The sequence below is a fragment of the Amylibacter marinus genome (assembly GCF_030160015.1).
Classification (GTDB): domain Bacteria; phylum Pseudomonadota; class Alphaproteobacteria; order Rhodobacterales; family Rhodobacteraceae; genus Amylibacter; species Amylibacter marinus.
In genome coordinates, this window is sequence record NZ_BSNN01000002.1 from 392,734 (window position 1) to 417,023 (window position 24,290).

Below are 24,290 nucleotides of genomic sequence, written 5' to 3' on the forward strand. Positions count from 1 at the left end.
CTTTCGCTGAAATGACGCTAAAAGGGCATTTCAATCAAAAGAAAGCAAAGCGATATGACATACAAGCCCAAATCTGAGTTTTTGCATGAAATGCAAACGCGGGGCTTCTTGCAGGACTGTACAGACCTGGAGGGGCTAGACACACGCCTGCTCGAGGGATCTGTTACGGCCTATATCGGCTTTGATGCCACGGCAGAGTCGTTGCATGTTGGATCCTTGATCCAAATTATGATGTTGCGATGGTTGCAGAAAACCGGCCACCGCCCCATCACATTGATGGGGGGCGGCACCACCAAGATCGGCGATCCATCGGGCAAGGATGAGGCGCGCCAGCTGATCACCCAGCAGATGATCGATACCAATATTGCCGGCATTCGCAAGGTGTTTGATAAATATCTGGATTACACCCCCGAAACGGGTGCGATGATGATCAATAATGCCGATTGGTTGGATCATCTAAATTACATCGAGTTCCTGCGCGATTATGGCCGCCATTTCACCATCAACCGTATGCTAGGCTTTGAATCCGTAAAGATGCGTCTGGATCGCGAACAGCCGCTTACGTTTTTGGAATTTAACTACATGTTGCTACAAGCCTATGATTTCATGAAGTTAAATGAAACCAATGGCTGCGCTCTTCAAATGGGGGGGTCTGATCAATGGGGCAATATTGTTAACGGGATCGACCTGACCCGCCGTATCAGCCAAAAACAGGTTTTTGGTCTGACCACGCCGTTGTTGACCAAGGCGGATGGATCGAAAATGGGTAAATCTGCCAATGGGGCGATTTGGCTGAATGAAGACAAGCTGAGTGCCTATGAGTTCTGGCAATTCTGGCGCAATACGCTGGATGCGGATGTGGGCAAATTCCTAAAACTATTTACCGAGCTACCGGTCGCTGAATGTGAGCGCCTGGGCGCCCTAGAAGGGCAGGATATCAATGAGGCTAAGGTAATTCTGGCCAATGAAGTCACAGCGCTTTGTCATGGAGCCCAAGCGGCCACGGCAGCAGAGCAGACCGCCAAACAGGTGTTCGAGCAAGGCGGCGTTGGAGATGATTTGCCAAGTCTGAGCTTGTCATCAGAGGATGTGGCCGATGGTATTAGCTTTACCCAGCTGTTGGTGCGTTCAGGTTTGGTTGCCTCGGGCAAAGAAGCCAAGCGCATTATAGCGGGGGGTGGTGCGCGGCTGAATGATCAGCCGATCACCAGCGCGGGCCATATGATGAGCACAGATGATTTTTCACAGCCTGTGAAAATCAGCTCAAGCAAGAAGCGCCATGCTTTGATTACATTGGACTAAGTGATGCCCATTTGGGCATTACTTTCCAATCATCCACTGGCCATCCGGCTGAAATGCGTGAAAGGCAAATGCAAAGGCCACATCATGCACCACGTCTTTGCCATTGGAATCTCTGACACGAATTGAGCCGACATCCTTGCCGCGGGCGATTTCGCTGTGATCTAGCGCAGAGGCTGTGCCTGCAACCCAGTCAAAATGATAACCACTTTCTGTTAGAGTTTGTGCCGCGCGGAGGCGTGCGAGGGGCCATGCCTGATCGCCTACCACCACGACGCGTGCCACTGGATTTATGCCATGGGGAGGGTTTTCACCGCGATACAAGCTAAAGCTACCGCTATCATAGCCGCGGTAGGGGTTTGCCCCATAGTTGCGCCCGAAATTAGGTTTGGCCTGTACCAAGCCCTCTGGGTTACGATCCTTGAATGCTGCCCAGCTTTCCATCCATGCGGGGATTTTAGTCAAGGTTTGGCCTAGGTGATCGCCCACCAGCGCCTCGCCATTGAACTGTTGCCACCAGGTTTCGCTTTGGCGGTCGAACATAATCATATCCGAATTGCGCAACAGCCCCGAGACCCCAAGTGTCAGAGTTTCGCCATTTAGACGGCGGTCGAATACAATGCCGGAATTACACAGTGGGCAGAACGTGACCGCAATGGGGGTGCCGGCAACGGTGTCATTTACAATTTCGTGCCACATCAGATACCGGATGGGATAGGCGCGCGCCGCCTGCCCTGCGATTTCGACCACCATGACCGGTTCTGCACCTTCAAGTGCTGTTTCTTTTGAGACGGCCTTCATTGTGGGATTGTCTATGGCGGGGATACCGTCCTTGCCGGGGCCACCGTCGAATACCTCGCTGAGTTCAATTTTGGATTTGCTAAAATCTGTATCGGGCCAGCCAACGGCCCAGCGATTTGCATCGGCAGGTAAAGAAATGCCCAGTAAAACAATTATCAACGGTAAAATACGCATGTAGCCTCCCTTGGTTATAAGAGAGGCTAGCATTTTTTTTGGTACGAGAAAGGCCGAGTAACAGTGTTTTGAAGTACAGTTACCCGTCTGCTTTGATCCAGACGCGCTTCATATAGTCTGGCTCTGCAACAGAGCCGTTAGCGGCGCGTGATCCGCGCTTGATGCTATCAACCACGTCTTGTCCGTCAATTACCTTGCCAAAGACTGTGTATTGTCCGTCGAGCTGTGCGGCCTCGTTAAACATGATGAAAAACTGTGAGTTAGCAGAGTTTACGTCCTGTGCGCGGGCCATGCCTAATGTGCCCCTTTCAAACGGGATGTCGCTGAATTCTGATTTCAGGTCGGGATAATTAGACCCGCCTAAACCCGCATAGCGCGGAACGAATGCTTCGCGGCGGCCATGTTTTACATCGCCCGTTTGCGCCATAAAGCCCTCGATTACCCGATGAAAGGCCACATCATTATAAAGACCATCGCGTGCCAGTGTTTTTATCCGCTCGACATGTGATGGCGCGATTTCTGGCAGAAGCTCGATTTCGATTATACCCTGTGCTTGGCCATCGACCTCGATCATCAGTGTGTTTTCGGGATCAGCAGCAAGGGCGGCAACACCAAAGGTTGCCGCCATGGCCACGGTTGTTAGGAACCGCTTAATCATAGATCTGCGGCAACTTTCATGGACAGCATTTTGTCGGGATCCACCGGCGGCTCGCCGCGTTTGATCGCATCTACATGTTCCATCCCAGAAACAACGCGACCATAAACTGTGTACTGGCCATTCAGGAAATGGTTGTCTGAAAAATTGATAAAGAACTGAGAGTTGGCGGAATCGGGGTTTTGCGAACGTGCCGCACCCAATGTCCCGCGATCATGGGGCAATTTTGAGAATTCTGCCGGTACATTAGCCAGATCTGATCCGCCAGTCCCTGCACGGCTGATGTTGAACCCATTTTCGGTATTGCCGTTGGCCACATCACCGGTTTGCGCCATAAAACCATCGATAACACGGTGGAATACCACATTGTCGTATTTACCCGCACGGGCCAGTTCCTTGATACGTGCGCAATGCAACGGGGCCACATCTGGCAACAATTCAATGACAACATCCCCCCCAGTAAGGGCGACAATCAATGTGTTTTCTGGATCTTTGTAATCTGACATTTCCATTCCTATCAGGTGAGTTTTACATGGTTTAATAAACCCTGCCTTAGTTGAACAGGGCTAAATTATCATTCATTCAACAGTGCGAATTTATTTCGCAGGGCTTTTTGGACCCCTGGTGTTACGAATTTTGAAACATCGCCATCTAGGCGGGCGATTTCCTTGACCAAACGCGAGGCGATGGCCTGATGGCGGGCCTCGGCCATGAGGAAGGTGGTTTCGATTTTATCGTTCATGGCGCGGTTCATACCCACCAGCTGAAATTCATATTCAAAATCAGATACGGCGCGCAGGCCACGGATGATCAGTTTGGCCCCGACCTCATCTGCCTTGTCGATCAACAGGTTTTCAAAAGGCTCTACCACGATCTCACAGATTGATTGATCCAGCTTGGTGATATTGCGTTCGATCATTTCAACGCGTTCTTCTAGGGAAAACAACGGCCCCTTGTCACGGTTAATTGCGACCCCGATAACCAAACGATCCACCAGACCGCAGGCGCGTTTAATAATATCCAAATGACCCAAGGTAATAGGATCAAATGTTCCAGGATACAGTCCGATACGCATGATATTTGCTCTCCCAATTTGGCGATAAGCAATAGGAAAGCCTATATTAGGTCAAGGTGAATCTGTGTATTTAGCCCCGTATCATCTCGACCATGGCCGAGTTTTCATACTCGATCTCGTTTAGGCGGGCCTTGACCACATCCCCAATAGATACCAGCCCCAACAGTTCGGAACCATCCATTACCGGCATATGGCGAAATCGCCCAGCGGTCATGGTGCTTAGAACCTTCTCTGCGTTATCGGATTTAGAGCAGGTCTTAACATCTGCGGTCATTAAGGCGGACACTGGTTTGTCCAATGTACCCGCGCTATTGATGGCCAAATCTCGCACGATATCTCGCTCTGATAAAATACCCAAAAGATCAGTGCCATCTGAGCTTACGACCAGCACACCAATGCGGTGGGCCGATAGATCAGACAGGGCGGTACGGATGTTTTGATCCGGCTCGATTGTCAAAATTTGTTGGTTGGGTTTTGATTTCAGTATGGCATCAATCAGCATCTAGATCCTTTCTATCGTCTGGATCAGGCCAGTATACCACAATTGTAAGGGGAATACCTAATGCCAAAAGGCGCCAGTGCTCCGCGCAGGATATCCTGCGCGGAGACGGAGCAGTATGGATTAGTGGTGCGCATGGCCCTGTTTAATTTTCAAGGCAGGTGCTGGGCGTTCAACGCTGTGGCTGTCTGCGCCCTCTTCCGGGATTTCGATCCACATGTTTTCACCAGTTTGGCATTTTTGCTCGGTTGGGAAATAGACGGTTGATCCCTCTTTGAAGTCATCGGTGATGCGTCCACGAAAGATGAACTCTTCAAAATGTTGATCCTCAAGCGTGCCTGTCCATGTAATGGATTTTACACCCTCGGAGCGCGGCCCATGATAGTCATAGGTTTTGGCATAATCGCCGCGTGTGGTTTCAAGGGCCCAGCCCGCCTTGGGCATAGGTTTTACATTAATTACGCCTTCTGGGATATGGATGGTAACGGATTTAGTCGCCGAACCATCGCATCCATGAGAAATGCGCATTACTGCTTTGTAATTATTGTTGTTTTCTGCCTCTTTCACTTCTAGAGAAGCATGTGAAAAAGCGGTGTTTGCCAAAAGGCAATATGCGCAAGCCTGCGCGATTGTAGAGAATTTCATTGGTTTTCCTTGGCCTTGGGCCGTGTAAGTATAAGAGTGGTTTGAAGGATCAAACGCTGGGCGGTGCGCGAATGGCACGCGCCCTATCTCTTGGGCGGGAAAACGGTTCTTGGTCTGGCAGGCTGTCCCAATCCTGAACCACATAGGCCTGATGCGCAGTGTCCCACACCATGCCATTTTGTTCAAAACAGACAATCAGATTACAGACATCACAGGCCACATGTGGGGCATAACCCCTGTCATCGCCACAGATATCGGCTAGATCGCCGCCCATTTGGACATAGGCAAGTAAATCCGGATCATCGATTGGCTGTAGAACGCGATGCGCACCTCCAGCAATGCCCAAGGCAAGAACCAAGGTCAACCGTAGCGCGATCTGCGCAAAGTTATCAAATATCCTATGCAACATCGCGGCTCTTATAGAACCCACGAAAATCTATTCAATGGATATTATGCTGCATCTACAACATATCCTTTAAATAGAAACCCGTATAGCTCTCTGCAACCTTAGCCACGTGTTCCGGGGTGCCGGTGGCAACAATACGTCCACCACCATCGCCGCCCTCGGGGCCGATATCGATGATGTGATCGGCGGTTTTCACCACATCTAGATTGTGCTCGATCACGATTACGGTGTTCCCCTGATCAACCAATTCATGTAATACTTCCAACAACTTACGAACATCTTCAAAGTGCAGACCAGTGGTAGGTTCGTCAAGAATATAGAGCGTGCGCCCCGTGGAACGCTTGGCCAGCTCTTTTGATAGCTTTACCCGCTGTGCCTCGCCACCCGAAAGGGTGGTTGCCGGTTGGCCGACCTTAATATAGCCAAGGCCAACCCGCATCAGGGCCGTCATTTTATCACGGATAGATGGCACCGCCTTAAAGAATTCCTCGGCGTCCTCTACGGTCATATCCAACACATCAGCGATGCTTTTACCCTTGAACAAAACCTCTAGGGTTTCGCGGTTATAGCGCTTGCCCTTGCAGGTTTCGCATTCCACATAGACATCCGGTAGGAAGTGCATTTCGATCTTGATCAGACCATCGCCCTGACAGGCCTCGCAGCGCCCGCCCTTTACATTAAAGCTGAAACGCCCGGGTTTGTAGCCGCGGGTTTTGGCTTCGGGCAGGCCTGCAAACCATTCACGTATGGGCGTAAAGGCACCGGTATAGGTGGCAGGGTTAGAACGCGGTGTTCGCCCGATGGCGCGTTGATCAATATCGATCACCTTATCTAGGTAGGTTAGCCCGCGGATGCCATCGCTGGGGGCTGGGGTTTGCTTGGCGCCATTTAGGCGCATAGAGGCGGTTTTGAACAGCGTTTCGATAGTTAGGGTGGATTTTCCGCCCCCCGAAACACCCGTAACACAGGTGAACGTGCCAAGGGGAAATTCTGCGTTCACCCCTTTTAGGTTATTGCCCGTGGCATTTTCCACCGAGATAAATTTGCCATTTCCGGCGCGGCGATCCAGTGGTACATCTATTTTCTTGGCGCCTGTAAGGTATTGCCCAGTAATGGATTTTTTGTTGTTCTCTATTTGCTTTGGTGTGCCCTTGGCAATGATTTCGCCCCCGTGTACTCCTGCACCTGGGCCGATATCCAGCACGTAATCCGCCATGCGCACCGCCTCTTCATCGTGTTCCACCACGATGACGGTATTGCCTTGGTTGCGTAGGTTTTTTAGGGTTTCTAGCAATCGTCCATTATCGCGTTGGTGCAGGCCGATGGAGGGCTCATCCAGAACATAAAGTACACCCGTCAGGCCAGAGCCGATCTGGCTGGCCAATCTGATGCGTTGGCTTTCGCCACCTGATAGCGTGCCAGAGCTGCGCGACAGGGTCAGGTAATTCAGGCCCACATTTACCAAAAACCCAAGACGTTCGCGGATTTCCTTTAGGATGGCGGCGGCAATTTCGTTGTTTTGCTTGCTCAGGGCCTGTGGTACGGATTCGATCCAATCTAGGGCCTCTTGGATAGACAGTTCTACTGCCTGACCGACATGCAGATCACCGATACGCACGGCCAATGCTTCGGGGCGCAGACGATAGCCGTCACAGGCGCCACAGTGGCGATTGTTCTGATAGCGTTCGAATTCTTCGCGAATCCAGTTGCTGTCGGTTTCGCGATAGCGGCGTTGCATATTGGGGATAACGCCTTCAAAGGCGCGCGATACCTCGTAGACCCGCCCGCCCTCGTCGTAGCGGAATTTGATCTCGTCCTTGCCAGAGCCATAGAGCATCAGTTTTTGGATTTTCTTTGGCAGATCGCGCCATTGCCCATCTTTGTCAAAATCATAGTGGCGCGCCAAGGCCTCTATTGTTTGGCGAAAATAGGGGCTTTTGCCCTTGGCCCATGGGGCCAGCGCACCTTCATAGAGGCTGAGGCTAGGATCTGGCACTACCAAACGTTCGTCAAAGAACAGCTCGACCCCCAGCCCATCACATTCTGGGCAGGCGCCTACTGGTGCGTTAAACGAGAACAGGCGCGGCTCGATTTCTGAGATGGTAAAGCCGCTAACGGGGCAGGCAAATTTTTCGCTAAATGTGATGCGGTCTGCTTCGCCATCACTTGGGGCAGTTTCTAGGATTGCGATACCATCGGCCAGATCAAGGGCGGTGCGAAAGCTGTCCGCCAGACGGGTTTCAAGGCCGGGCTTTACAACCAAACGATCCACCACCACATCAATATTATGACGGAATTTCTTGTCTAGCTTGGGGGCATCATCCAGTTCGTAGAACTCACCATTGACCTTAACGCGTTGATAGCCTTGTTTTTTAAGGCCTGCGAACTCCTTGACGTATTCGCCCTTGCGATCTCGTACAATGGGGGCCAATAGATAGGCGCGTGTGCCCTCGCCCATTGCCATCACACGATCAACCATATCGGACACCTGTTGGGCCTCAATCGGCAGGCCCGTCGCAGGCGAATAGGGTGTGCCCGCCCGCGCAAACAGCAGGCGCATGTAGTCGTAAATTTCCGTCACCGTCCCGACCGTAGAGCGCGGGTTTTTAGATGTGGTTTTCTGTTCAATCGATATGGCTGGTGACAGGCCCGCTATGTGATCCACATCAGGTTTTTGCATCATATCCAAAAACTGGCGCGCATAGGCCGATAGGCTTTCTACATAGCGCCGCTGGCCCTCGGCATAGATGGTATCAAAGGCCAGCGATGATTTACCAGACCCGGACAATCCGGTAATCACCACCAGCTTGTCACGGGGAATATCTACATCAATGGATTTAAGATTATGTTCGCGCGCACCGCGAATTTCGATATTTTTCAGCTCAGCCATAATAACCCGTCACAAAAATTGAAAGTGTTGCGGTCATTTGTACTGATTTCTCACCAGAACAAAACAAGAAAATTAAAATACTGCGCCCTGCACTATCGCCCGAGAATTTTCTTTACGTAATTCTGGGTTTCGCGGTATGGCGGAACGCCGTTGTACTTTTCAACAGCGCCGGGGCCGGCATTATAGGCCGCAAGAGCCAAACGCCAGGTGCCGAATTTTCGATACTGTTGAGATAGGTAGCGCGCGCCCCCCTCTAGGTTCTGTTTCGGATCCTTGGGATTGACCCCTAGGCCACGGGCGGTGGCGGGCATCAATTGTGCCAGCCCAATGGCGCCTTTGTTCGAGCGCGCCTTGGGGTTCCAGTTGCTTTCCTGTTGCACCAAGCGCTTAAACAGATCACTTGGTACGCCGTACTTGCGCGCGGCGGCTTCGGCCATGGGGGTATATACACCGCGGTAGCGGCCGCTATAGGCAGGTATATTCTCTTGGCTGCTAATCCCGCGCCCCGTTAGATCATAGGATTTGGTATATTGGGTCGACAGCCGATCATCCAATAGGCGGGTGTGGCTGGGCAGAATAACAGGTTTAGCAAGGGCCAAGCCCCCTATCGAGCAGCTGGCGACGATCAATACAGCGTATTTAAGTCTAATTCTCATCAACATCAATTCCACTATCCCTTGCGCGATATAGAGCAGTTTTTCGCCCAAAGCTCAAATAATTAAATTTGATCGGCGGAAATTCACCTTTTATTCACTCGGTAACAAGGTAATATTAACCAAACTAATTTCGTGGATTCGACAGGGAAACAAATGGCAGGCTCATTAAACAAGGTCATGATTATCGGAAATTTAGGCGCGGATCCAGAAATTCGCACCTTCCAAAATGGTGGCAAGGTGTGCAATCTGCGCATTGCAACATCAGAGCGCTGGCGCGATAAGAACACCGGCGAAAACCGCGAAAAGACCGAGTGGCATACTGTGGCGATCTTTTCCGAAGGTTTGGTGCGTGTTTGCGAACAGTATCTGCGCAAGGGATCCAAGGTGTATGTAGAGGGTCAATTGCAAACCCGAAAATGGCAGGATCAATCTGGAAATGACCGCTATTCAACCGAGGTGGTTTTGCAGGGCTTTAATGGCACGTTAACCATGCTGGATGGCCGTTCTGGTGGAGATAGTGCTGGTGGTGGCTATGGTGGCGGTCAATCTGGCGGGTATGGTGGCGGCCAATCTGGTGGTCAATCTGGTGGATACGGCGGCGGTGGCGGCGGTGGCCAATCAGCCCCTGCCCCAAGCGATTTAGACGACGAAATCCCGTTCTAAATCCATCTGTTTACAGTATTAAATCCTTCGAAAGCGGCGCCCTTGGTGTCGCTTTTTGGCATGCAATGGATGGGAAATTTCGGCTCTGTGGGGGAAACAGGAGCACATGATGAACGTTGGATTTGTGGGATTAGGGAATGTCGGCGGCAAGTTGGCTGGGGCATTGTTACGAAATGGTGTTGATCTCTATGTCAGAGATCTGAATTCGGATTTGGTGCAAGAATTCATCGATCTCGGTGCGAAAACCGCCCCAAGCAATCAAGAGCTGATGCGAATTTGTGATGCGGTGATTACCTGCCTGCCCTCGCCTGTGGCCTGTGCCAGCGTGGTAGAGGGCAAGGAGGGGCTGTTGGAGGGGGTCAGTGATGGCAAGATCTGGATGGAGATGTCGACCACCGATCAGGCCGAGGTCACGCGATTAGGAGCCTTGATTCAGGCCCGAGGTGGGCGCGCAGTTGATTGTCCGGTTTCCGGGGGGTGTCACCGCGCCGATACTGGCAATATTTCGATTTTCGCGGGCTGTGATCGCGAAACTTTTGACATCATTTTCCCGCTATTACAAAAGATGGGTCGCAGGCTGTTACATACGGGGGATTTGGGCTCTGCCTCGGTATTGAAGGTGGTGACCAATTATCTAGCTACGGCGAATTTACTAACATGTTGCGAGGCATTGGTCACCTGCAAGGCAGCTGGGATGGATTTAGCCACAGCCTATGAGGCGATCAAAATCAGCTCTGGCACGTCGTTTGTACATGAAACCGAAAGCCAGGTTATCCTAAACGGATCACGCGATATCAGCTTTACCATGGATTTGGTAAAGAAAGATATCGGGCTGTTTGATACATTGGCCAGACAGCATGATGTTCCATTGGAAATCTCGCCATTGATGGTGAAAATCTTTGACGACGGGATTGAAAAATATGGGCCGCGTGAATGGTCGCCTAACATCATCAAGCGCCTGGAAGATGCCACCGGATTATCGATTACTGCGGCGGGATTCCCTGCAGAAATGCGCGATGATGAACCAGAAGTTGCGGGATATGAGGTTGTGCCAAATTCCGCCTAGCAGATCCACACCCACATTTCGTCATAGAAGCCTGTTTTTAAATTATTTTCTGCGAAAAAACGCAAGTGGGTTTGCCCTGATCAATCCCCAGCTACGGTTTGCCTTTGCGATCCGAACCTGTTATAAATGACACAAATATAACAGGTGAGTAAACCGTGAGCGACAACCCAGAGACCCCGCTAGAGGATCAACCAGAAAATCCAACATATGATGGCCCGCAAATTGCCATCGAACAAGAAATGAAAAGCGCATATCTTGATTACGCGATGTCTGTCATTGTCAGCCGCGCTATCCCGGATTTGCGCGATGGATTGAAACCTGTTCACCGCCGTATTCTTTATGCGATGCATAAAAACGGCTATACACACAATAAATCCTATCGCAAGGCGGCCAAATCTGTTGGCGATGTGATGGGCAGCTTTCACCCCCATGGTGATACAGCGATTTATGATGCTTTGGTGCGCATGGCACAAGATTTCTCGATGTCCCTGCCCTTGATTGATGGTCAGGGTAACTTTGGTTCGATGGACGGCGATAATGCGGCGGCCATGCGTTATACCGAGGCGCGTCTGGATAAACCCACGGTTTATCTATTGGAAGATATCGAAAAAGACACGGTCAACTTTCAAGACAACTATGATGGCAAGGAACGCGAACCCACTGTTTTGCCTGCGCGTTATCCAAATATGTTGGTCAATGGGGCTGGTGGTATCGCGGTGGGTATGGCCACCAATATACCGCCTCATAACCTAGGTGAGGTGATCGATGCCACATTGGCCCTGATTGAGAACCCAGATTTAGACAGTGCCAGCCTGATGAAATACGTACCAGCCCCTGATTTCCCCACGGGTGGGGTTATTTTGGGACGCGCTGGTGCGGCCAAGGCCTATACCGAGGGGCGCGGTTCGGTGATTGTACGCGCCAAAACCCGTGTCGAGGAAATCCGCAAGGATCGCTGGGCGATTATTGTGGATGAGATCCCCTATCAGGTGAATAAGGCAACGATGATCGAGAAAATCGCCGAGTTGTCGCGCGACAAAAAGATCGAGGGCATTGCCCATGTGCAGGATGAATCTGATCGCGTTGGTGTGCGGGTGGTTGTTGAGCTGAAACGCGATGCTACGGCCGAGGTGGTTCTGAATCAACTGTTCCGCTTTACGCCTCTGCAGACCTCTTTTGGCTGTAATATGCTGGCCTTGAATGGCGGGCGGCCAGAACAGCTGACTTTGTATAAATTCTTGGATTATTTCATCACCTTCCGCGAGGAAGTGGTGGCGCGGCGCACGGCATTTGAATTGCGTAAAGCGCGTGAGCGCAGCCATATCTTATGTGGTTTGGCGGTGGCGGTATCAAATGTAGATGAGATTGTGGCGACCATTCGCGGCTCATCGGATCCAGCCGAGGCGCGCGAGAAATTGATGACCCGCCGCTGGCCAGCAGCGGATATCGCAGAATATATCGCGCTGATCGATGATCCCAGCCATACGATCAATGAAGACAAGACCTATAATCTATCGGCAATTCAGGCCCGTGCGATTTTGGAATTGCGCCTACAGCGCCTGACGGCGATGGGTGTCAAAGAGGTGACGGACGAGCTGCAAGATTTGGCCGAGCGTATTACCGATTATTTGGATATCCTGCGATCCCGCGATCGCATCATGGCGATCATTACCGAAGAGTTGATTGAGGTGCGCGAGAAATTCGCTGTGCCACGCCGCACAGAAATCGTCGAATGGGCCGGCGATATGGATGATGAGGATTTGATCGAGAAAGAGGATATGGTGGTGACCATCACCAACTCTGGCTATATCAAACGGACCAATCTGGCCGAGTTCCGCGAGCAAAAGCGCGGCGGCAAGGGTATTCAGGGCATGTCGACCAAGGACGAAGATTTCGTAACCAATATGTTCGTTGCCAATACGCATACGGCGCTGTTGTTCTTCACCACCGACGGTATGGTTTATAAATTGAAAACATGGCGTTTGCCCATGGGCGGGCGAAATGCCAAGGGCAAGGCGATTGTCAATCTTTTGCCAATTGATGCAGGTGTTTCCATCGCCGCGTTGATGCCAATTGATGCACCCGATGATGAATGGGGTGATTTACAAATCGTATTTGCCACATCAGAGGGTGGTGTTCGGCGCAATGCCTTATCAGATTTCACCAATGTTAAGGCCAATGGTAAAATCGCGATGAAGCTGCCTGAGGGTGTTTCCATTGTGAATGTGCATATTGCCACTGAGCAGGATGATTTCTTGCTGACTACGGCACAGGGCAAGGCGATCCGTTTCCCAACCACCGATGTACGCGTCTTTAAGGGGCGCGATTCTACCGGAGTGCGCGGGATTAAGCTGGCCGAGAATGACACGGTGGTGTCCATGGCCGTTATTCGCCACGTAGATGCCAGCGCCGAGGAACGCACCAGCTACTTTAAGATGCGCCGTGCGCTTCTGGGTGAAGACGGTGAAGATGGGGCCGATGCCGTTGAACTAAGCCAAGAGCGCTATGACGAATTGGCGGCATTGGAGCAGTGGATTCTGACCATCACCGCAGGCGGATTTGGCAAGAGATCCTCGGCCCATGAGTATCGCGTATCTGGCCGTGGTGGTCAGGGTGTGGCGGCCGCAAATCTTTCACGGCGTGACGACAAGATAGTCGCGGCATTCACTGTGGAAGAAGAGGATCAGATCATGTTGGCCACTTCCACGGGTCAATCTATTCGCTGTCCGGTTTCGGGTATCTCTCGTCAGGGGCGCGCCTCATCTGGGGTGACCGTTTTCAACACCAAAGACGGCGAAGAAGTTGTGTCCGTAGCCTATATCGCAGACAGTGATGCCGATAGCGAAGACAGCGCAGAGGCGCAGACTACAGACTGATACTTAGATATATCTTTTCTGCACCTAACGATGGTATGAAATTAGGTGCAGAATAACTCGATTGCCAGGTGCGGTGAAACGCCTACGGGGATACTCTAATAAAATATAAATATTCGGAGTATCTATTATGATAAATCACGAGCATCTACTGTTTTAGTCGCCCTTGGCGCCCCTGCCTTTGCACCAACGGAGTTAAGAAAGCAGAAATTTCGACTGCTCATAACCGTATTGATACTGTCGATTACAAACTGGGTGTTGGGTTCACTATTGGTGATGTAGAAATCGAGCTGTCACATAGCGCCAATCGCGTGAATGATTCTGGAAATGTTTTGGCCATCGGCAAAACCCTTGCGGATGTTGGCGTAAATTAGGCCCGCTTTGATCAAAGTGTAAACATGTATAGATTCGAGATGACATATGAAATTGCAGATTTCAGATCGAAGCAGGTTTGCGCAATGCCGACATTGGCGAAGTTAATGGATGTGTCGCTTTTGCAGGGCTGCGCTATACATTTTGTCAAGCTACGCCAAAGGTGACCCCGGTAGCATCCTCCGCGGTGTTGGCTATCAGCAGCCGTTGTTGATCGAAACAACACCTAAATTAAACAATGCGTTTTGATGCGGGCCAATGGCCCCTTTCCTTTTTGTCCTGTGCCGACTAAATCAGCAATATGACAAAACCTATTCATATTATCGGCGGCGGTATGGCCGGATCCGAGGCAGCATGGCAAATCGCCACTGCGGGCCTTCCTGTTATTTTGCACGAAATGCGCCCCAACGTAGAAACATTTGCCCACCAAACACAGGATTTTGCCGAGTTGGTGTGCTCGAATTCTTTCCGATCTGATGATCACGAGGCCAATGCAGTCGGATTGTTGCATTGGGAAATGCGCGCGGCAAACAGCCTGATTATGGAAATGGGCGATGAACACGCCCTGCCCGCGGGTTCTGCACTGGCGGTGGATCGCGATGCGTTTTCAGCTGGTGTATCAAAGCGTATTTTGGCCCATGAGAATATCACCATCGAGCGCGGTGAGATCAGTGAAATTCCATCTGATGACTGGGGACAAACCATTATCGCCACAGGACCTTTGACATCGCAATCATTGGCCAACTCGATTTTGGAAAACACCGATCAGGCATCGCTGGCATTTTTTGACGCGATTGCCCCGATTATCCATGCCGACAGCATAGATATGTCCAAGGCATGGATGCAATCGCGCTATGATAAGGGCGATACAGAAGAAGAGCGTACCGCCTATCTGAACTGTCCGATGGATGAACAGCAATACAATGACTTCATTGATGCGCTATTGGCTGCAGAGAAAACGGAATTTAAAGATTGGGAAAAAGACACCCCATATTTTGATGGATGTTTGCCCATTGAGGTGATGGCAGAACGCGGGCGCGAGACCCTGCGCTGGGGGCCGATGAAGCCTGTAGGGCTGACCAATCCGCACCAACCGGGAATAAAGGCCCATGCGGTGGTGCAGCTGCGCCGCGACAATGCCTTGGGCACGCTTTTTAACATCGTTGGCTTTCAGACCAAGATGAAATACGGCGAGCAGACCCGTGTATTGCGCACAATTCCTGGCCTTGAAGAGGCGGAGTTTGCGCGCCTTGGCGGAATTCATAGAAATACGTTTATCAACTCGCCGCTATTGCTGGATGATCAGATGCGCCTGAAATCGCGCCCTAATATCCGCTTTGCGGGGCAGATAACCGGTGTCGAGGGCTATGTAGAATCTGCGGCCATGGGATTGCTGGCTGGGCGACTAGCTGTGGCACAGGCACAGGGGCGTGATATTGAGACCCCGCGCAACACCACGGCCATGGGCGCCTTGATCACCCATATCACCGGTGGTGCCGATGCAAAGACATTTCAGCCGATGAACGTGAATTTCGGGCTGTTTCCCCCTGTAGAAAACATCAAAGGCGGGCGACGCAATCGCAAGGAACGCTACAAGGCCTATACCGATCGGGCCAAGGCCGATTGGAGCGATTGGCTACAACAGGGGGCGTGATGTCAAAAGGCACCCCAATTGTTGAACGCTTTGCCCCATCACCAACGGGGTTGCTGCATTTGGGGCATGCCTACTCTGCCATCACGGCCTTTCAGGGCGCGCGCGGCGGGCGGTTTCTACTGCGCATCGAGGATATCGATTTTAACCGCTCGAAACCGGCCTTTGAGACTCAGATTTTCGATGATCTGCACTGGCTTGGTATAGAATGGGAACAACCGGTTCTGCGCCAAAGCGATCGCAAGCCCGCCTATGAGGCGGCACTGAAAACACTTTGGGATCAAAACCTTATCTACCCTTGCGAATGTACAAGACGGGATATTTCCATCGCCTCTGCCCCCCAAGAGGGGCACGAGACATTGCTGGGCCCAGATGGCGTGATCTATCCTGGCACTTGCCGCCATAAGACGCGCCCAGAGGACTATGGTAAATCTGCCTTGCGTTTGGATATGCACCAGCTAAACGAGGCTGAATTTCACTTCACTGATTTAGAACGTGGTCAAACAACGTTTAGCAAACAACAGGCTATCGACAGTATCGGCGATGTGGTTTTGGCGCGCAAAGATATCGGTATTTCCTATCATCTGGCGGTGGTTTTAGATGATGCATTTCAGGGGGTTACCCATGTGACGCGCGGTGCTGATCTGTTCGAAGCCACGCGTATCCATGTGATTTTACAGCGAATTCTGGGCCTACCAACACCGATTTACCGCCACCATAATCTGATCCGCGATGATGCGGGCAAGCGTTTGGCAAAACGAGACGATGCGAAATCTATAAAATCCTACCGCGAGGCAGGGTATTCACCTAGTGATCTGCGCAAGCTTATGTCATTGGGCTCATGATTTCGTGCTCAGCGCCATCTTTAACATCTGTATAAAAACAACTGCGGCGGTTGGTATGACAGGCGGCCCCCACCTGATTAACCAGCACCAGTAGGCAATCGCGATCGCAATCAAAGCGGAAATTTACCAATTCCTGGGTGTGACCAGAGGTCAGCCCCTTCACCCAAAAGGACTGGCGCGAACGGGACCAATAGGTCACCTGGCCAGTTTCAAGGGTTTTTTCAACAGCCTCGGCATTCATCCACGCCATCATCAATACCTCGCCGCTATCGGCATCTTGGGCAATTGCGGGGATCAACCCCTTATCATCAAACTTTAGAGAGCTAACTTCGAATTTACGCATTTGTCTCGCCTTTTGCTTTTCTTGCCTGATATTCTGTCCTACACAGGTGTAACACCCCACAGAAAGGCACCCCCTACATGAGCGATAACAGCGATATGATCAAGCTCTACTCTGGGAAAATCCTAGCTCTTGCATCTGACATTGAACTGACCGAGCCCTTAGCCCACCCAGATGGCTGTGCCAAACGCAGATCCCCTCTGTGCGGGTCTAATATTTCAGTCTGCATTGAAATAGAGGATGGCAAGGTGAAGCAATTCCAGCAGGATGTGAAGGCCTGTGCATTGGGCCAAGCATCGGCCAGTATTTTAGAGAAAGCAGTAATTGGCCAAAGCCAAGAGACCATTCAGCGGGGCCGTGATCAGCTGTTTGCGATGTTGGCGCAGGATGGGCCAAGCCCAGAGGCGCCCTTTGCGCAATTGTCCTTGCTGGAACCAGCCAAAGAATACCGAAACCGCCATGCCTCGATCCTGTTGGGGTTTGATGCTACATTAGAGGCATTTGAAACCGCTGCACAAAAAAAACGCGCCTAGTGGCGCGTTAGGTGGCGAGCTGAGGGGCGGCCCTCGTCTCGCTGGCGATAGCTGTGTTGTGTTCGTGATTTGTCTGTCTAGATAGACATTTTTTGTTGTATTTATCTATCACGTCACCCTTTGTTCTATCTATAGACCGGATTGAATGAAGGGTAAAGAACAAATTGAGAACATTACCCTACAGACAGCAATCCGATAGATTGATCTGCACCCATTAGATAGAGTAAAAACCGCAACGCCTCGCCCTGTTCGCCCTCAAGTTTGGGGTTTTGGGCCACAATCAGGCGCGCCTCGTCTTGCGCTGTGGCCATCAGCTCTGTGTCGTATTCCAAATCAGCAATTCGGAATTTTGGCAGCCCCGATTGTTGAACCCCCAGAACATCCCCTGCTCCGCGCAGTTTCAGATCGACCTCGGAAATTTTAAACCCATCATTGGTCTCACGAATGGCTTCTAGCCGTTTTTGCGCGGTTTTGCCAAGTGGTGGCGCATATAAGAGGATACAGCTGGATTGATCGTGGCCCCGCCCTACACGCCCGCGCAGCTGATGCAGCTGTGACAGGCCGAAACGTTCGGCCTGTTCTATCACAATTATCGTGGCATTTGGCACATCGACCCCGACCTCGATCACCGTGGTTGCCACCAGAACCTTGGTTTTGGCGCTAACGAAATCGGCCATTGCGGCGGATTTTTCTGCCGCAGACAGGCGCCCATGTACCAGCCCAATATTCTGCGGCCCCAGTGCCGCGCCTAATGCACGGTGGCGCTCGTCTGTTGCGGCTAAATCCATGACTTCGCTTTCACTGACCAGCGGGCATACCCAATAAATTTGCTTGCCTGAATCAATCGCGGCCTTCAGCCGCTGAACCACCTGATCCATTCGCGTGTTGGATACCATCACGGTTTCGATATCTTTGCGCCCTGCGGGTTTTTCGTCCAGAATAGAGATATCCATATCGCCATGATTGGCCAGCGCCAGCGAGCGCGGGATTGGTGTGGCAGTCATAATCAGGATATCCACCGCACGCCCTTTGGCCCCTAGGTCTAGGCGCTGTTTAACGCCAAACCGGTGTTGTTCGTCTATAACAGCAAGTCGTAAATTGTTGAATTCAATATCTTTTTGGAAAACAGCGTGGGTACCGATCAAAATGTGGATCGCCCCTGACCTCAGCGCATCCAGCTTGCGCTTGCGTTCCGCGCCCTTGTCGGCACCGGTTAGAATTTCAAGCACAACTTGCGCCTGTTCGGCCAAGGGTTTTAGACCTTCGAAATGTTGCTGTGCCAAGATGCCCGTGGGGGCCATCAAGACGCCCTGACCGCCCGCCTCTACTGCCGCCAGTAGCGCCATCAGCGCAACCAGCGTCTTGCCTGACCCCACATCCCCTTGCAACAGGCGATTCATGCGGATCGGCGCGGCCATATCACTTCCAATCTCTCCAACAGCCCGTTTTTGCGCCGAAGTCATTGTAAACGGCAATGCGGTTTCAACCCGATGGGTTAGCACCCCCGTTGGCACGCTTGGTTGGCCTGGTTTTTTGCGGGCAGATTGGCGGGCAATGGCAAGGCACAGCTGATGCGATAACATCTCGTCATAGGCCAGTCGCGCGCGATGTTTGGAATTCAGGGCCATATCTTGGCGGCTCTTTGGATTATGGGCCAGATCAAGCGCGCGGCGCCACGACATAAACCCCATTTTGTCTGCCACAGCGGGTGTAATCCATTCCGTCGCATCCGGCGTCACATTCAAACAGTGGGCGGCGGCCTTGCTCATCAGCTTGTTTGATATCCCTGCACTTAATGGGTAAACGGGTTCGAATTCTGGAATTTCAGCCAGTTGGCTGGGCACAACGATGTGGTCGGGATGCACCATTTGGGGCATGGTATCGAACATCTCGATCTTTCCAGAGATGATACGACGCTGGCCAATAGGCAGGTTTTTTTCAATCCAATCTTTGCGCGGATGGAAAAAAACCAGCTGAAAGCTCTGGGCTGTATCCTTTACCATTACACGGTATGGGCGACCCTTGGTTGAATTGGGGCTGTGAGACAAAATCTCGACCTCCACTGTAACCACATCGGGGAAATTCACGCCCAGAATTGTGTCGCGCGGGGTACGTACGATTAAAGAGTGTGGCAACGTAAACAGAAGATCTCGCGGATTTTCGATGCCCATTTTATTCAAATGAGCGGCAGATTTAGGCCCAACACCGCCCAGTGACGTTAGCGCGCTAAAGAGCGGAAACAATTTTTCGGGGCGATTGCTCATGGGCTAGGAGTCCTGACCGGTGCCAATCAGCGCCAGCCATTCCTCTTCGTTTAGAACTGCTACCCCGAGATCGGCGGCCTTGGTCGCCTTGCTACCGGCACCGGGGCCGGCAACCAAATAGTCTGTTTTCTTGGAGACTGAACCAGAGACCTTAGCACCAAGGGCCTGTGCGCGCACCTTGGCCTCTGCGCGGGTCATCAGTTGTAGCGTTCCGGTGAAGACGACAATCTTGCCTGTAACTGGCGAGTCTTTATCACCCTGTGTTTCCATATCCTGTACATCTAAATGCGCGACAAGCGCATCGATCATTTCGCGCTGCTGTGGCGCATGAAATGTGGACACCAAGGCTTCGACCATCACTGCGCCTAACCCATCGATTTCCAGCAATGTTTGCCAAGCAGAGCTATCGGGGGATGTCGCCTGATCTATGGTGTTGACCAAACGCTGCCAGCTGATGAAATATTGTGCCAGCAATCGGGATGAATTTTCGCCAAGATGGCGAATACCCAAAGAGAATAATAGCCTATTGAGGGGGATTTTGCGTTTATCATTGATTGCAGCGAAGAGGTTTTTGGCGGATTTATCGCCCCAGCCTTCTCGGTTTTGCAATTTGGTCAGGTTCTCTGAATCGCGTTGCTCTAGTGTAAAAATATCGCTGTGTTGACGCACAGATAGGTCTCGATCATCAAAGAACATCTCGATCTGCTTTGCCCCCAGCCCGTCTATATCAAAGGCGGCACGCGATACGAAATGCTTTAACCCCTCCAGCGCCTGAGCCTCACATGTCATCCCGCCGCTACAGCGCGCGACACTATCGCCAGCCTCGGCCACCACGGGGCTATTGCACACGGGGCATGTGTTTGGGAATTGGTATTCAACGCTATCCTTTGGGCGTTTGCTCAGGTCAACATCGCGGATTTTGGGGATGACATCCCCGGCGCGGTAGACCTCGACCCAATCCCCCGCGCGAATATCGCGACCCTCGCGAATTGGCGCACCATTTGAATCTCGCCCAGCGATATAATCGGCATTATGAAGTGTTGCATTTGACACGACCACGCCCCCCACGGTTACTGGTTCAAGTCGCGCCACAGGAGACAAGGCACCGGTGCGTCCGATTTGAATATCGATGGCGCGCAGCCATGTTTGGGCGATTTCGGCAGGGAATTTATGCGCGATCGCCCAGCGTGGGGTGGTAGAGCGCAACCCCAACTTGTCTTGATCAGAGAGCTCATTCACCTTGTAAACAACCCCGTCGATATCATAGCCAAGCGTTGCGCGTTGGGTTTCAATGGATTGATAATGCGCGATTAGTTCCTGTGGCGAGATACACAAGCGTGTTAAGGGGTTTGTGGAAAATCCAAACTCTGCCAGCTGGTTTATCGCGCCCATTTGGCTGTCGGCGAAGGGTGCGCTGATTTCGCCCCATGCATAGGCAAAAAACAACAGAGGGCGCGAGGCAGTGATCGTGGAATCAAGCTGGCGCAGTGAACCAGCAGCCGCATTGCGTGGGTTTGCGAACCGCTTGGCCCCACGGGCCTCTTGGCGCTGATTTAGGGTCTGAAAATCCGCATGGCTCATATAAACTTCGCCGCGCACCTCGAAAATATCTGGTGCGCCAGAGATTTCGTGGGGAATGTCTGCGATGGTTTTGGCATTGGCGGTAACGTTTTCGCCAACTTGACCATCGCCGCGTGTAAGGGCTTGAACCAGTTTTCCCTGCTCGTAGCGCAGCGAAAGGGACAGACCATCAATTTTTGGCTCGGCGCTGTAGGCCAAGTGATCCTGTTCGTTTTTGCCCAGAAATTTGCGAATTCTCTGATCAAATTCGACGATATCGGGCGCGTCAAATGCATTGCCCAGAGACAGCATACGCTGAGCATGTCTCACCTTGGTAAAGGTATCTGAAACGGGGGCGCCAACACGATCTGTGGGGCTATCGGCGTGTTTTAGCGCGGGAAAGGCCTGTTCTATCTCTAAATTGCGCTGTTTCAGGCGATCATATTCTGCGTCGCTGATGGTAGGCGCATCATTTGTATGATAATCTGTATTGGCCCTATGCAGGATATCGGCCAGCCTTGCCAGTTCTGCAATCGCCTGTTGTTTGGTGAAGGAAGATATTGTTGGATCAGCCACGTTTTTCCGCTCAATTTTAGAAATGTTAAGCGAAAAATACGCAACCGATCTTGGAAGGTAAAGAACTTAGTCAGGCAAACCGGTTATCCGACTGCTGCTAGATGTTTGCCATCTGATGTTCCACGCGGATCCCTCAGCACATAACCGCGCCCCCATACGGTTTCGATGAAATTATCGCCTTGGGTTGCTTCGGATAGCTTTTTGCGCAATTTGCAGATGAATACATCAATAATTTTCAGCTCTGGTTCATCCATGCCACCGTAGAGATGATTCAGGAACATCTCTTTCGTCAGGGTTGTACCCTTGCGCAGAGATAAAAGCTCCAGCATTTGGTGCTCTTTACCTGTAAGGTGAACAGGTTCACCGCCCACATCCACTGTTTTGGCATCCAAGTTTACGTTTACCTCGCCCGTGGTGATAATCGATTGAGCGTGACCTTTGGAACGGCGGACAATGGCGTGAATACGTGCAACCAATTCTTCGCGGTGGAAAGGTTTGGTTAGATAATCGTCGGCGCCGAAACCGAATCCCTTAACCTTATCTTCGGCGGCATCATTGCCTGATAAGATTAGGATTGGCGTGGAAATTTTAGCCACGCGCAATTGGCGTAATACCTCTAGCCCATCCATATCGGGCAAATTAATATCCAATAGCATTAAATCGTAATCATAAAGCTTAGCTAGATCGACACCCTCTTCACCCAAATCTGTGGCGTAAACATTAAAGCTTGCGCTGGTGAGCATCATTTCAATGCTTTTGGATGTTGTCGGATCATCTTCCACTAATAATATACGCATTCTGAGTTCTCCGTCCTAAGTGATATCTTTCAGTTAATACGTTAATGGTTAATCAGTCGTTACAACTTAGAACATTAGTGGAAATAATTTAGAAGGCAATCTAAGGTTGTCTATATTTCATCAAGGCTGTGGCCTTAAGGGCCTCTGCGCCATGCTGTTTTGCCATCTTCAGCCATGACAGCAATTCTTCCTCGGATAGCTCGTAGGCCTCGCAGGCCTCTCTAAATGTGATCAATTCATACAAAACAGCATTCACAACCGTCATTTTATGACGTACAACCCAGCGTTTGGTGCCCTGTTCGGGCAGGTTTGAACGATTCAACCGCGTACCATTAGGCAAGACGACCTCTACGGGGCGGTTGTTTTTCTTTAATAACATACGATGCCTCTCACATATATTTGACGGATAAGGTCGTATAATTCGCTTAAGTAGGTGTGAATCATTCACTTGAGAGTATGTAAGGTTTTAATATAAAGCGATGGGATCAAGGAGCGTTGCTATGGCATTGGACAAACCCATGAAATTAAATTCGCTTGGCTTTGCCAAATCCCCACAGGACACCCGCGTTTTGGTGGCCATGTCTGGTGGCGTCGACAGTTCTGTTGTGGCGGCGGTATTGCATGATCAAGGCTATGACGTGGTCGGGATTACGCTACAGCTATATGATCATGGGGCGGCCCTGGCCAAGAAGGGTGCCTGTTGTGCGGGGCGTGACATCCACGATGCACGCCGTGTGGCCCAAGAGCTGGGCTTTCCGCATTATGTGCTGGATTACGAGAATCGCTTTAAGGAAAGCGTGATTGATGAATTCGCAGATGCCTATTTGGCGGGTTCGACCCCGGTGCCCTGCATTCGGTGCAACGAAAAGGTCAAGTTCCGCGATTTGTTGGAAACAGCCAAGGATTTGGATGCAGATTGTATGGCCACTGGTCACTACATTCAGCGCTTTATGGGCGTACAAAAGGCAGAGCTGCATGCCGCGGCGGATGCCAACCGCGACCAGAGCTATTTCTTGTTTTCCACCAAGCAAGAGCAATTGGATTATCTACGCTTCCCCTTGGGGCATTTAAAATCAAAATCCGAAACCCGTGATTTGGCCCGCAAATATGGGCTAGAGGTGGCGGATAAACCCGATAGCCAAGATATCTGCTTTGTGCCCAATGGGTCTTATGCTGCGGTGATTGAGAAGTTACGTCCAGAGGCTGCGGCCCCTGGGGAAATTGTAGATCTGACCGGCAAGGTATTGGGCGTGCATAAGGGTATCATAAATTACACCATCGGGCAGCGCCGCGGTCTTGGCATTGGCGGGGGGGATCCATTGTATGTGGTTAAATTGGATGCGGATAAAAAACAGGTGATCGTTGGCCCTAAATCGGCATTAGCCACCCGCATGGTAAATCTGAAAGAAGTAAACTGGCTGGGGGATGATATCTTTACCGATCTAGCCGAGCGGCGCATTGCGGTGCGCGTGCGCTCTACGCGCCCGCCGACTGATGCGATTCTACGCCCAACGGGGCCGAGCAGTGCCACAATCGAGTTGGCCGTCGCGGAAGAAGGTGTATCCGCGGGTCAGGCCTGTGTATTTTATGATCCAGACGGCACGCGGATCTTTGGTGGTGGCTGGATTACCCGCTAGCCTCGCCTCAGAA

At 51.4% G+C, this 24,290-nt stretch carries 22 protein-coding genes; 8 read left to right on the plus strand and 14 right to left on the minus strand.

Annotation, left to right across the window (positions count from 1 at the left end; translation table 11 throughout):
- The first annotated feature begins 54 nt into the window (after positions 1 to 54).
- Positions 55 to 1,302 (plus strand): tyrosine--tRNA ligase, encoded by a 1,248-nt coding sequence (gene tyrS, locus QQL62_RS02790; RefSeq protein ID WP_284375981.1) that lies wholly within the window; start codon positions 55 to 57, stop codon positions 1,300 to 1,302.
- A gap of 18 nt (positions 1,303 to 1,320) precedes the next feature.
- Here the strand turns inward: tyrS and QQL62_RS02795 are convergent, their stop codons facing one another.
- The 9 genes from QQL62_RS02795 to QQL62_RS02835 form a co-directional block, all read right to left on the minus strand.
- Positions 1,321 to 2,274 (minus strand): DUF3179 domain-containing protein, encoded by a 954-nt coding sequence (locus QQL62_RS02795; RefSeq protein ID WP_284375982.1) that lies wholly within the window; start codon positions 2,272 to 2,274, stop codon positions 1,321 to 1,323.
- A 79-nt stretch (positions 2,275 to 2,353) separates the two neighbouring features.
- A complete protein-coding gene (locus tag QQL62_RS02800) occupies positions 2,354 to 2,932 on the minus strand; it encodes a peptidylprolyl isomerase (RefSeq protein ID WP_431355742.1) in 579 nt (192 codons plus the stop codon).
- On the minus strand, positions 2,929 to 3,435 hold the full coding sequence (locus QQL62_RS02805; RefSeq protein ID WP_284375983.1) for a peptidylprolyl isomerase: 507 nt from the start codon (positions 3,433 to 3,435) through the stop codon (positions 2,929 to 2,931). Before QQL62_RS02805 ends, QQL62_RS02800 begins: the two co-directional genes overlap by 4 nt.
- A 68-nt stretch (positions 3,436 to 3,503) precedes the next feature.
- On the minus strand, positions 3,504 to 4,004 hold the full coding sequence (coaD, locus tag QQL62_RS02810; RefSeq protein ID WP_284375984.1) for a pantetheine-phosphate adenylyltransferase: 501 nt from the start codon (positions 4,002 to 4,004) through the stop codon (positions 3,504 to 3,506).
- 70 nt (positions 4,005 to 4,074) lie between these two features.
- Positions 4,075 to 4,506 carry a CBS domain-containing protein gene (locus QQL62_RS02815; RefSeq protein ID WP_284375985.1) on the minus strand — a complete coding sequence of 144 codons (432 nt, stop codon included), beginning with the start codon at positions 4,504 to 4,506 and terminating at the stop codon, positions 4,075 to 4,077.
- A 120-nt stretch (positions 4,507 to 4,626) separates the two neighbouring features.
- Positions 4,627 to 5,148 carry a YcnI family copper-binding membrane protein gene (locus QQL62_RS02820; RefSeq protein ID WP_284375986.1) on the minus strand — a complete coding sequence of 174 codons (522 nt, stop codon included), beginning with the start codon at positions 5,146 to 5,148 and terminating at the stop codon, positions 4,627 to 4,629.
- Between the two features lie 49 nt (positions 5,149 to 5,197).
- Entirely contained in the window at positions 5,198 to 5,557 is a 360-nt protein-coding gene (locus QQL62_RS02825) for a hypothetical protein (protein WP_284375987.1), read from the minus strand.
- 52 nt (positions 5,558 to 5,609) lie between these two features.
- Positions 5,610 to 8,444, minus strand: a complete 2,835-nt coding sequence (gene uvrA / locus QQL62_RS02830; RefSeq protein WP_284375988.1) for an excinuclease ABC subunit UvrA — start codon at positions 8,442 to 8,444, stop codon at positions 5,610 to 5,612.
- A gap of 92 nt (positions 8,445 to 8,536) precedes the next feature.
- On the minus strand, positions 8,537 to 9,106 hold the full coding sequence (locus QQL62_RS02835) for a lytic transglycosylase domain-containing protein (RefSeq protein WP_284375989.1): 570 nt from the start codon (positions 9,104 to 9,106) through the stop codon (positions 8,537 to 8,539).
- Between the two features lie 147 nt (positions 9,107 to 9,253).
- Here QQL62_RS02835 and ssb point away from each other — a divergent pair, with 147 nt between their 5' ends.
- The 5 genes from ssb (at position 9,254) to gluQRS (ending at position 16,570) form a co-directional block, all read left to right on the plus strand.
- On the plus strand, positions 9,254 to 9,763 hold the full coding sequence (gene ssb / locus QQL62_RS02840) for a single-stranded DNA-binding protein (protein ID WP_284375990.1): 510 nt from the start codon (positions 9,254 to 9,256) through the stop codon (positions 9,761 to 9,763).
- Positions 9,764 to 9,872: 109 nt separating this feature from the next.
- On the plus strand, positions 9,873 to 10,829 hold the full coding sequence (locus QQL62_RS02845) for an NAD(P)-dependent oxidoreductase (RefSeq protein ID WP_284375991.1): 957 nt from the start codon (positions 9,873 to 9,875) through the stop codon (positions 10,827 to 10,829).
- Positions 10,830 to 10,984: 155 nt separating this feature from the next.
- Positions 10,985 to 13,705: a DNA gyrase subunit A gene (gyrA, locus tag QQL62_RS02850; RefSeq protein WP_284375992.1), complete on the plus strand. Its 2,721-nt coding sequence runs from the start codon at positions 10,985 to 10,987 to the stop codon at positions 13,703 to 13,705.
- Between the two features lie 670 nt (positions 13,706 to 14,375).
- Positions 14,376 to 15,728, plus strand: a complete 1,353-nt coding sequence (trmFO, locus tag QQL62_RS02855; protein WP_284375993.1) for a methylenetetrahydrofolate--tRNA-(uracil(54)-C(5))-methyltransferase (FADH(2)-oxidizing) TrmFO — start codon at positions 14,376 to 14,378, stop codon at positions 15,726 to 15,728.
- A complete protein-coding gene (gene gluQRS, locus QQL62_RS02860; RefSeq protein ID WP_284375994.1) occupies positions 15,728 to 16,570 on the plus strand; it encodes a tRNA glutamyl-Q(34) synthetase GluQRS in 843 nt (280 codons plus the stop codon). The genes trmFO and gluQRS overlap by 1 nt, the downstream gene beginning before the upstream one ends.
- On the opposite strand, the gene hisI is transcribed toward gluQRS, so the two are convergent.
- Positions 16,551 to 16,913 carry a phosphoribosyl-AMP cyclohydrolase gene (gene hisI / locus QQL62_RS02865; protein WP_284375995.1) on the minus strand — a complete coding sequence of 121 codons (363 nt, stop codon included), beginning with the start codon at positions 16,911 to 16,913 and terminating at the stop codon, positions 16,551 to 16,553. The two genes, gluQRS and hisI, sit on opposite strands and share 20 nt — an antisense overlap.
- A gap of 77 nt (positions 16,914 to 16,990) precedes the next feature.
- Between hisI and QQL62_RS02870 the strand changes: the two genes are divergently transcribed.
- A complete protein-coding gene (locus QQL62_RS02870) occupies positions 16,991 to 17,443 on the plus strand; it encodes an iron-sulfur cluster assembly scaffold protein (RefSeq protein ID WP_284375996.1) in 453 nt (150 codons plus the stop codon).
- Between the two features lie 173 nt (positions 17,444 to 17,616).
- Here the strand turns inward: QQL62_RS02870 and recG are convergent, their stop codons facing one another.
- The 4 genes from recG to sciP all read right to left on the minus strand — a co-directional run bounded on the left by recG (position 17,617) and on the right by sciP (position 23,019).
- The gene (gene recG / locus QQL62_RS02875) at positions 17,617 to 19,707 is read right to left on the minus strand and encodes an ATP-dependent DNA helicase RecG (RefSeq protein ID WP_284375997.1); all 2,091 of its coding nucleotides are present in this window, start codon (positions 19,705 to 19,707) and stop codon (positions 17,617 to 17,619) included.
- A 3-nt stretch (positions 19,708 to 19,710) separates the two neighbouring features.
- Complete coding sequence (ligA, locus tag QQL62_RS02880) at positions 19,711 to 21,843, minus strand: NAD-dependent DNA ligase LigA (protein WP_284375998.1); 2,133 nt, start codon at positions 21,841 to 21,843, stop codon at positions 19,711 to 19,713.
- An 83-nt stretch (positions 21,844 to 21,926) separates the two neighbouring features.
- Positions 21,927 to 22,640 (minus strand): response regulator transcription factor CtrA, encoded by a 714-nt coding sequence (ctrA, locus tag QQL62_RS02885; RefSeq protein WP_284375999.1) that lies wholly within the window; start codon positions 22,638 to 22,640, stop codon positions 21,927 to 21,929.
- A gap of 100 nt (positions 22,641 to 22,740) precedes the next feature.
- Positions 22,741 to 23,019 carry a CtrA inhibitor SciP gene (gene sciP, locus QQL62_RS02890; RefSeq protein ID WP_284376000.1) on the minus strand — a complete coding sequence of 93 codons (279 nt, stop codon included), beginning with the start codon at positions 23,017 to 23,019 and terminating at the stop codon, positions 22,741 to 22,743.
- Positions 23,020 to 23,140: 121 nt separating this feature from the next.
- Between sciP and mnmA the strand changes: the two genes are divergently transcribed.
- Positions 23,141 to 24,277 (plus strand): tRNA 2-thiouridine(34) synthase MnmA, encoded by a 1,137-nt coding sequence (gene mnmA, locus QQL62_RS02895; protein ID WP_284376001.1) that lies wholly within the window; start codon positions 23,141 to 23,143, stop codon positions 24,275 to 24,277.
- Positions 24,278 to 24,290 lie beyond the last annotated feature (13 nt).

What these genes read in the sequence shown, in the direction of transcription:
- tyrS (WP_284375981.1), top strand. Translation starts at nt 55, where the DNA reads ATGACATACAAGCCCAAATCTGAGTTTTTGCATGAAATGCAAACGCGG.
- QQL62_RS02795 (WP_284375982.1), bottom strand. Translation starts at nt 2,274, where the DNA reads ATGCGTATTTTACCGTTGATAATTGTTTTACTGGGCATTTCTTTACCT.
- QQL62_RS02800 (WP_431355742.1), bottom strand. Translation starts at nt 2,932, where the DNA reads ATGATTAAGCGGTTCCTAACAACCGTGGCCATGGCGGCAACCTTTGGT.
- QQL62_RS02805 (WP_284375983.1), bottom strand. Translation starts at nt 3,435, where the DNA reads ATGTCAGATTACAAAGATCCAGAAAACACATTGATTGTCGCCCTTACT.
- coaD (WP_284375984.1), bottom strand. Translation starts at nt 4,004, where the DNA reads ATGCGTATCGGACTGTATCCTGGAACATTTGATCCTATTACCTTGGGT.
- QQL62_RS02815 (WP_284375985.1), bottom strand. Translation starts at nt 4,506, where the DNA reads ATGCTGATTGATGCCATACTGAAATCAAAACCCAACCAACAAATTTTG.
- QQL62_RS02820 (WP_284375986.1), bottom strand. Translation starts at nt 5,148, where the DNA reads ATGAAATTCTCTACAATCGCGCAGGCTTGCGCATATTGCCTTTTGGCA.
- QQL62_RS02825 (WP_284375987.1), bottom strand. Translation starts at nt 5,557, where the DNA reads ATGTTGCATAGGATATTTGATAACTTTGCGCAGATCGCGCTACGGTTG.
- uvrA (WP_284375988.1), bottom strand. Translation starts at nt 8,444, where the DNA reads ATGGCTGAGCTGAAAAATATCGAAATTCGCGGTGCGCGCGAACATAAT.
- QQL62_RS02835 (WP_284375989.1), bottom strand. Translation starts at nt 9,106, where the DNA reads ATGTTGATGAGAATTAGACTTAAATACGCTGTATTGATCGTCGCCAGC.
- ssb (WP_284375990.1), top strand. Translation starts at nt 9,254, where the DNA reads ATGGCAGGCTCATTAAACAAGGTCATGATTATCGGAAATTTAGGCGCG.
- QQL62_RS02845 (WP_284375991.1), top strand. Translation starts at nt 9,873, where the DNA reads ATGAACGTTGGATTTGTGGGATTAGGGAATGTCGGCGGCAAGTTGGCT.
- trmFO (WP_284375993.1), top strand. Translation starts at nt 14,376, where the DNA reads ATGACAAAACCTATTCATATTATCGGCGGCGGTATGGCCGGATCCGAG.
- gluQRS (WP_284375994.1), top strand. Translation starts at nt 15,728, where the DNA reads ATGTCAAAAGGCACCCCAATTGTTGAACGCTTTGCCCCATCACCAACG.
- hisI (WP_284375995.1), bottom strand. Translation starts at nt 16,913, where the DNA reads ATGCGTAAATTCGAAGTTAGCTCTCTAAAGTTTGATGATAAGGGGTTG.
- QQL62_RS02870 (WP_284375996.1), top strand. Translation starts at nt 16,991, where the DNA reads ATGAGCGATAACAGCGATATGATCAAGCTCTACTCTGGGAAAATCCTA.
- recG (WP_284375997.1), bottom strand. Translation starts at nt 19,707, where the DNA reads ATGAGCAATCGCCCCGAAAAATTGTTTCCGCTCTTTAGCGCGCTAACG.
- ctrA (WP_284375999.1), bottom strand. Translation starts at nt 22,640, where the DNA reads ATGCGTATATTATTAGTGGAAGATGATCCGACAACATCCAAAAGCATT.
- sciP (WP_284376000.1), bottom strand. Translation starts at nt 23,019, where the DNA reads ATGTTATTAAAGAAAAACAACCGCCCCGTAGAGGTCGTCTTGCCTAAT.
- mnmA (WP_284376001.1), top strand. Translation starts at nt 23,141, where the DNA reads ATGGCATTGGACAAACCCATGAAATTAAATTCGCTTGGCTTTGCCAAA.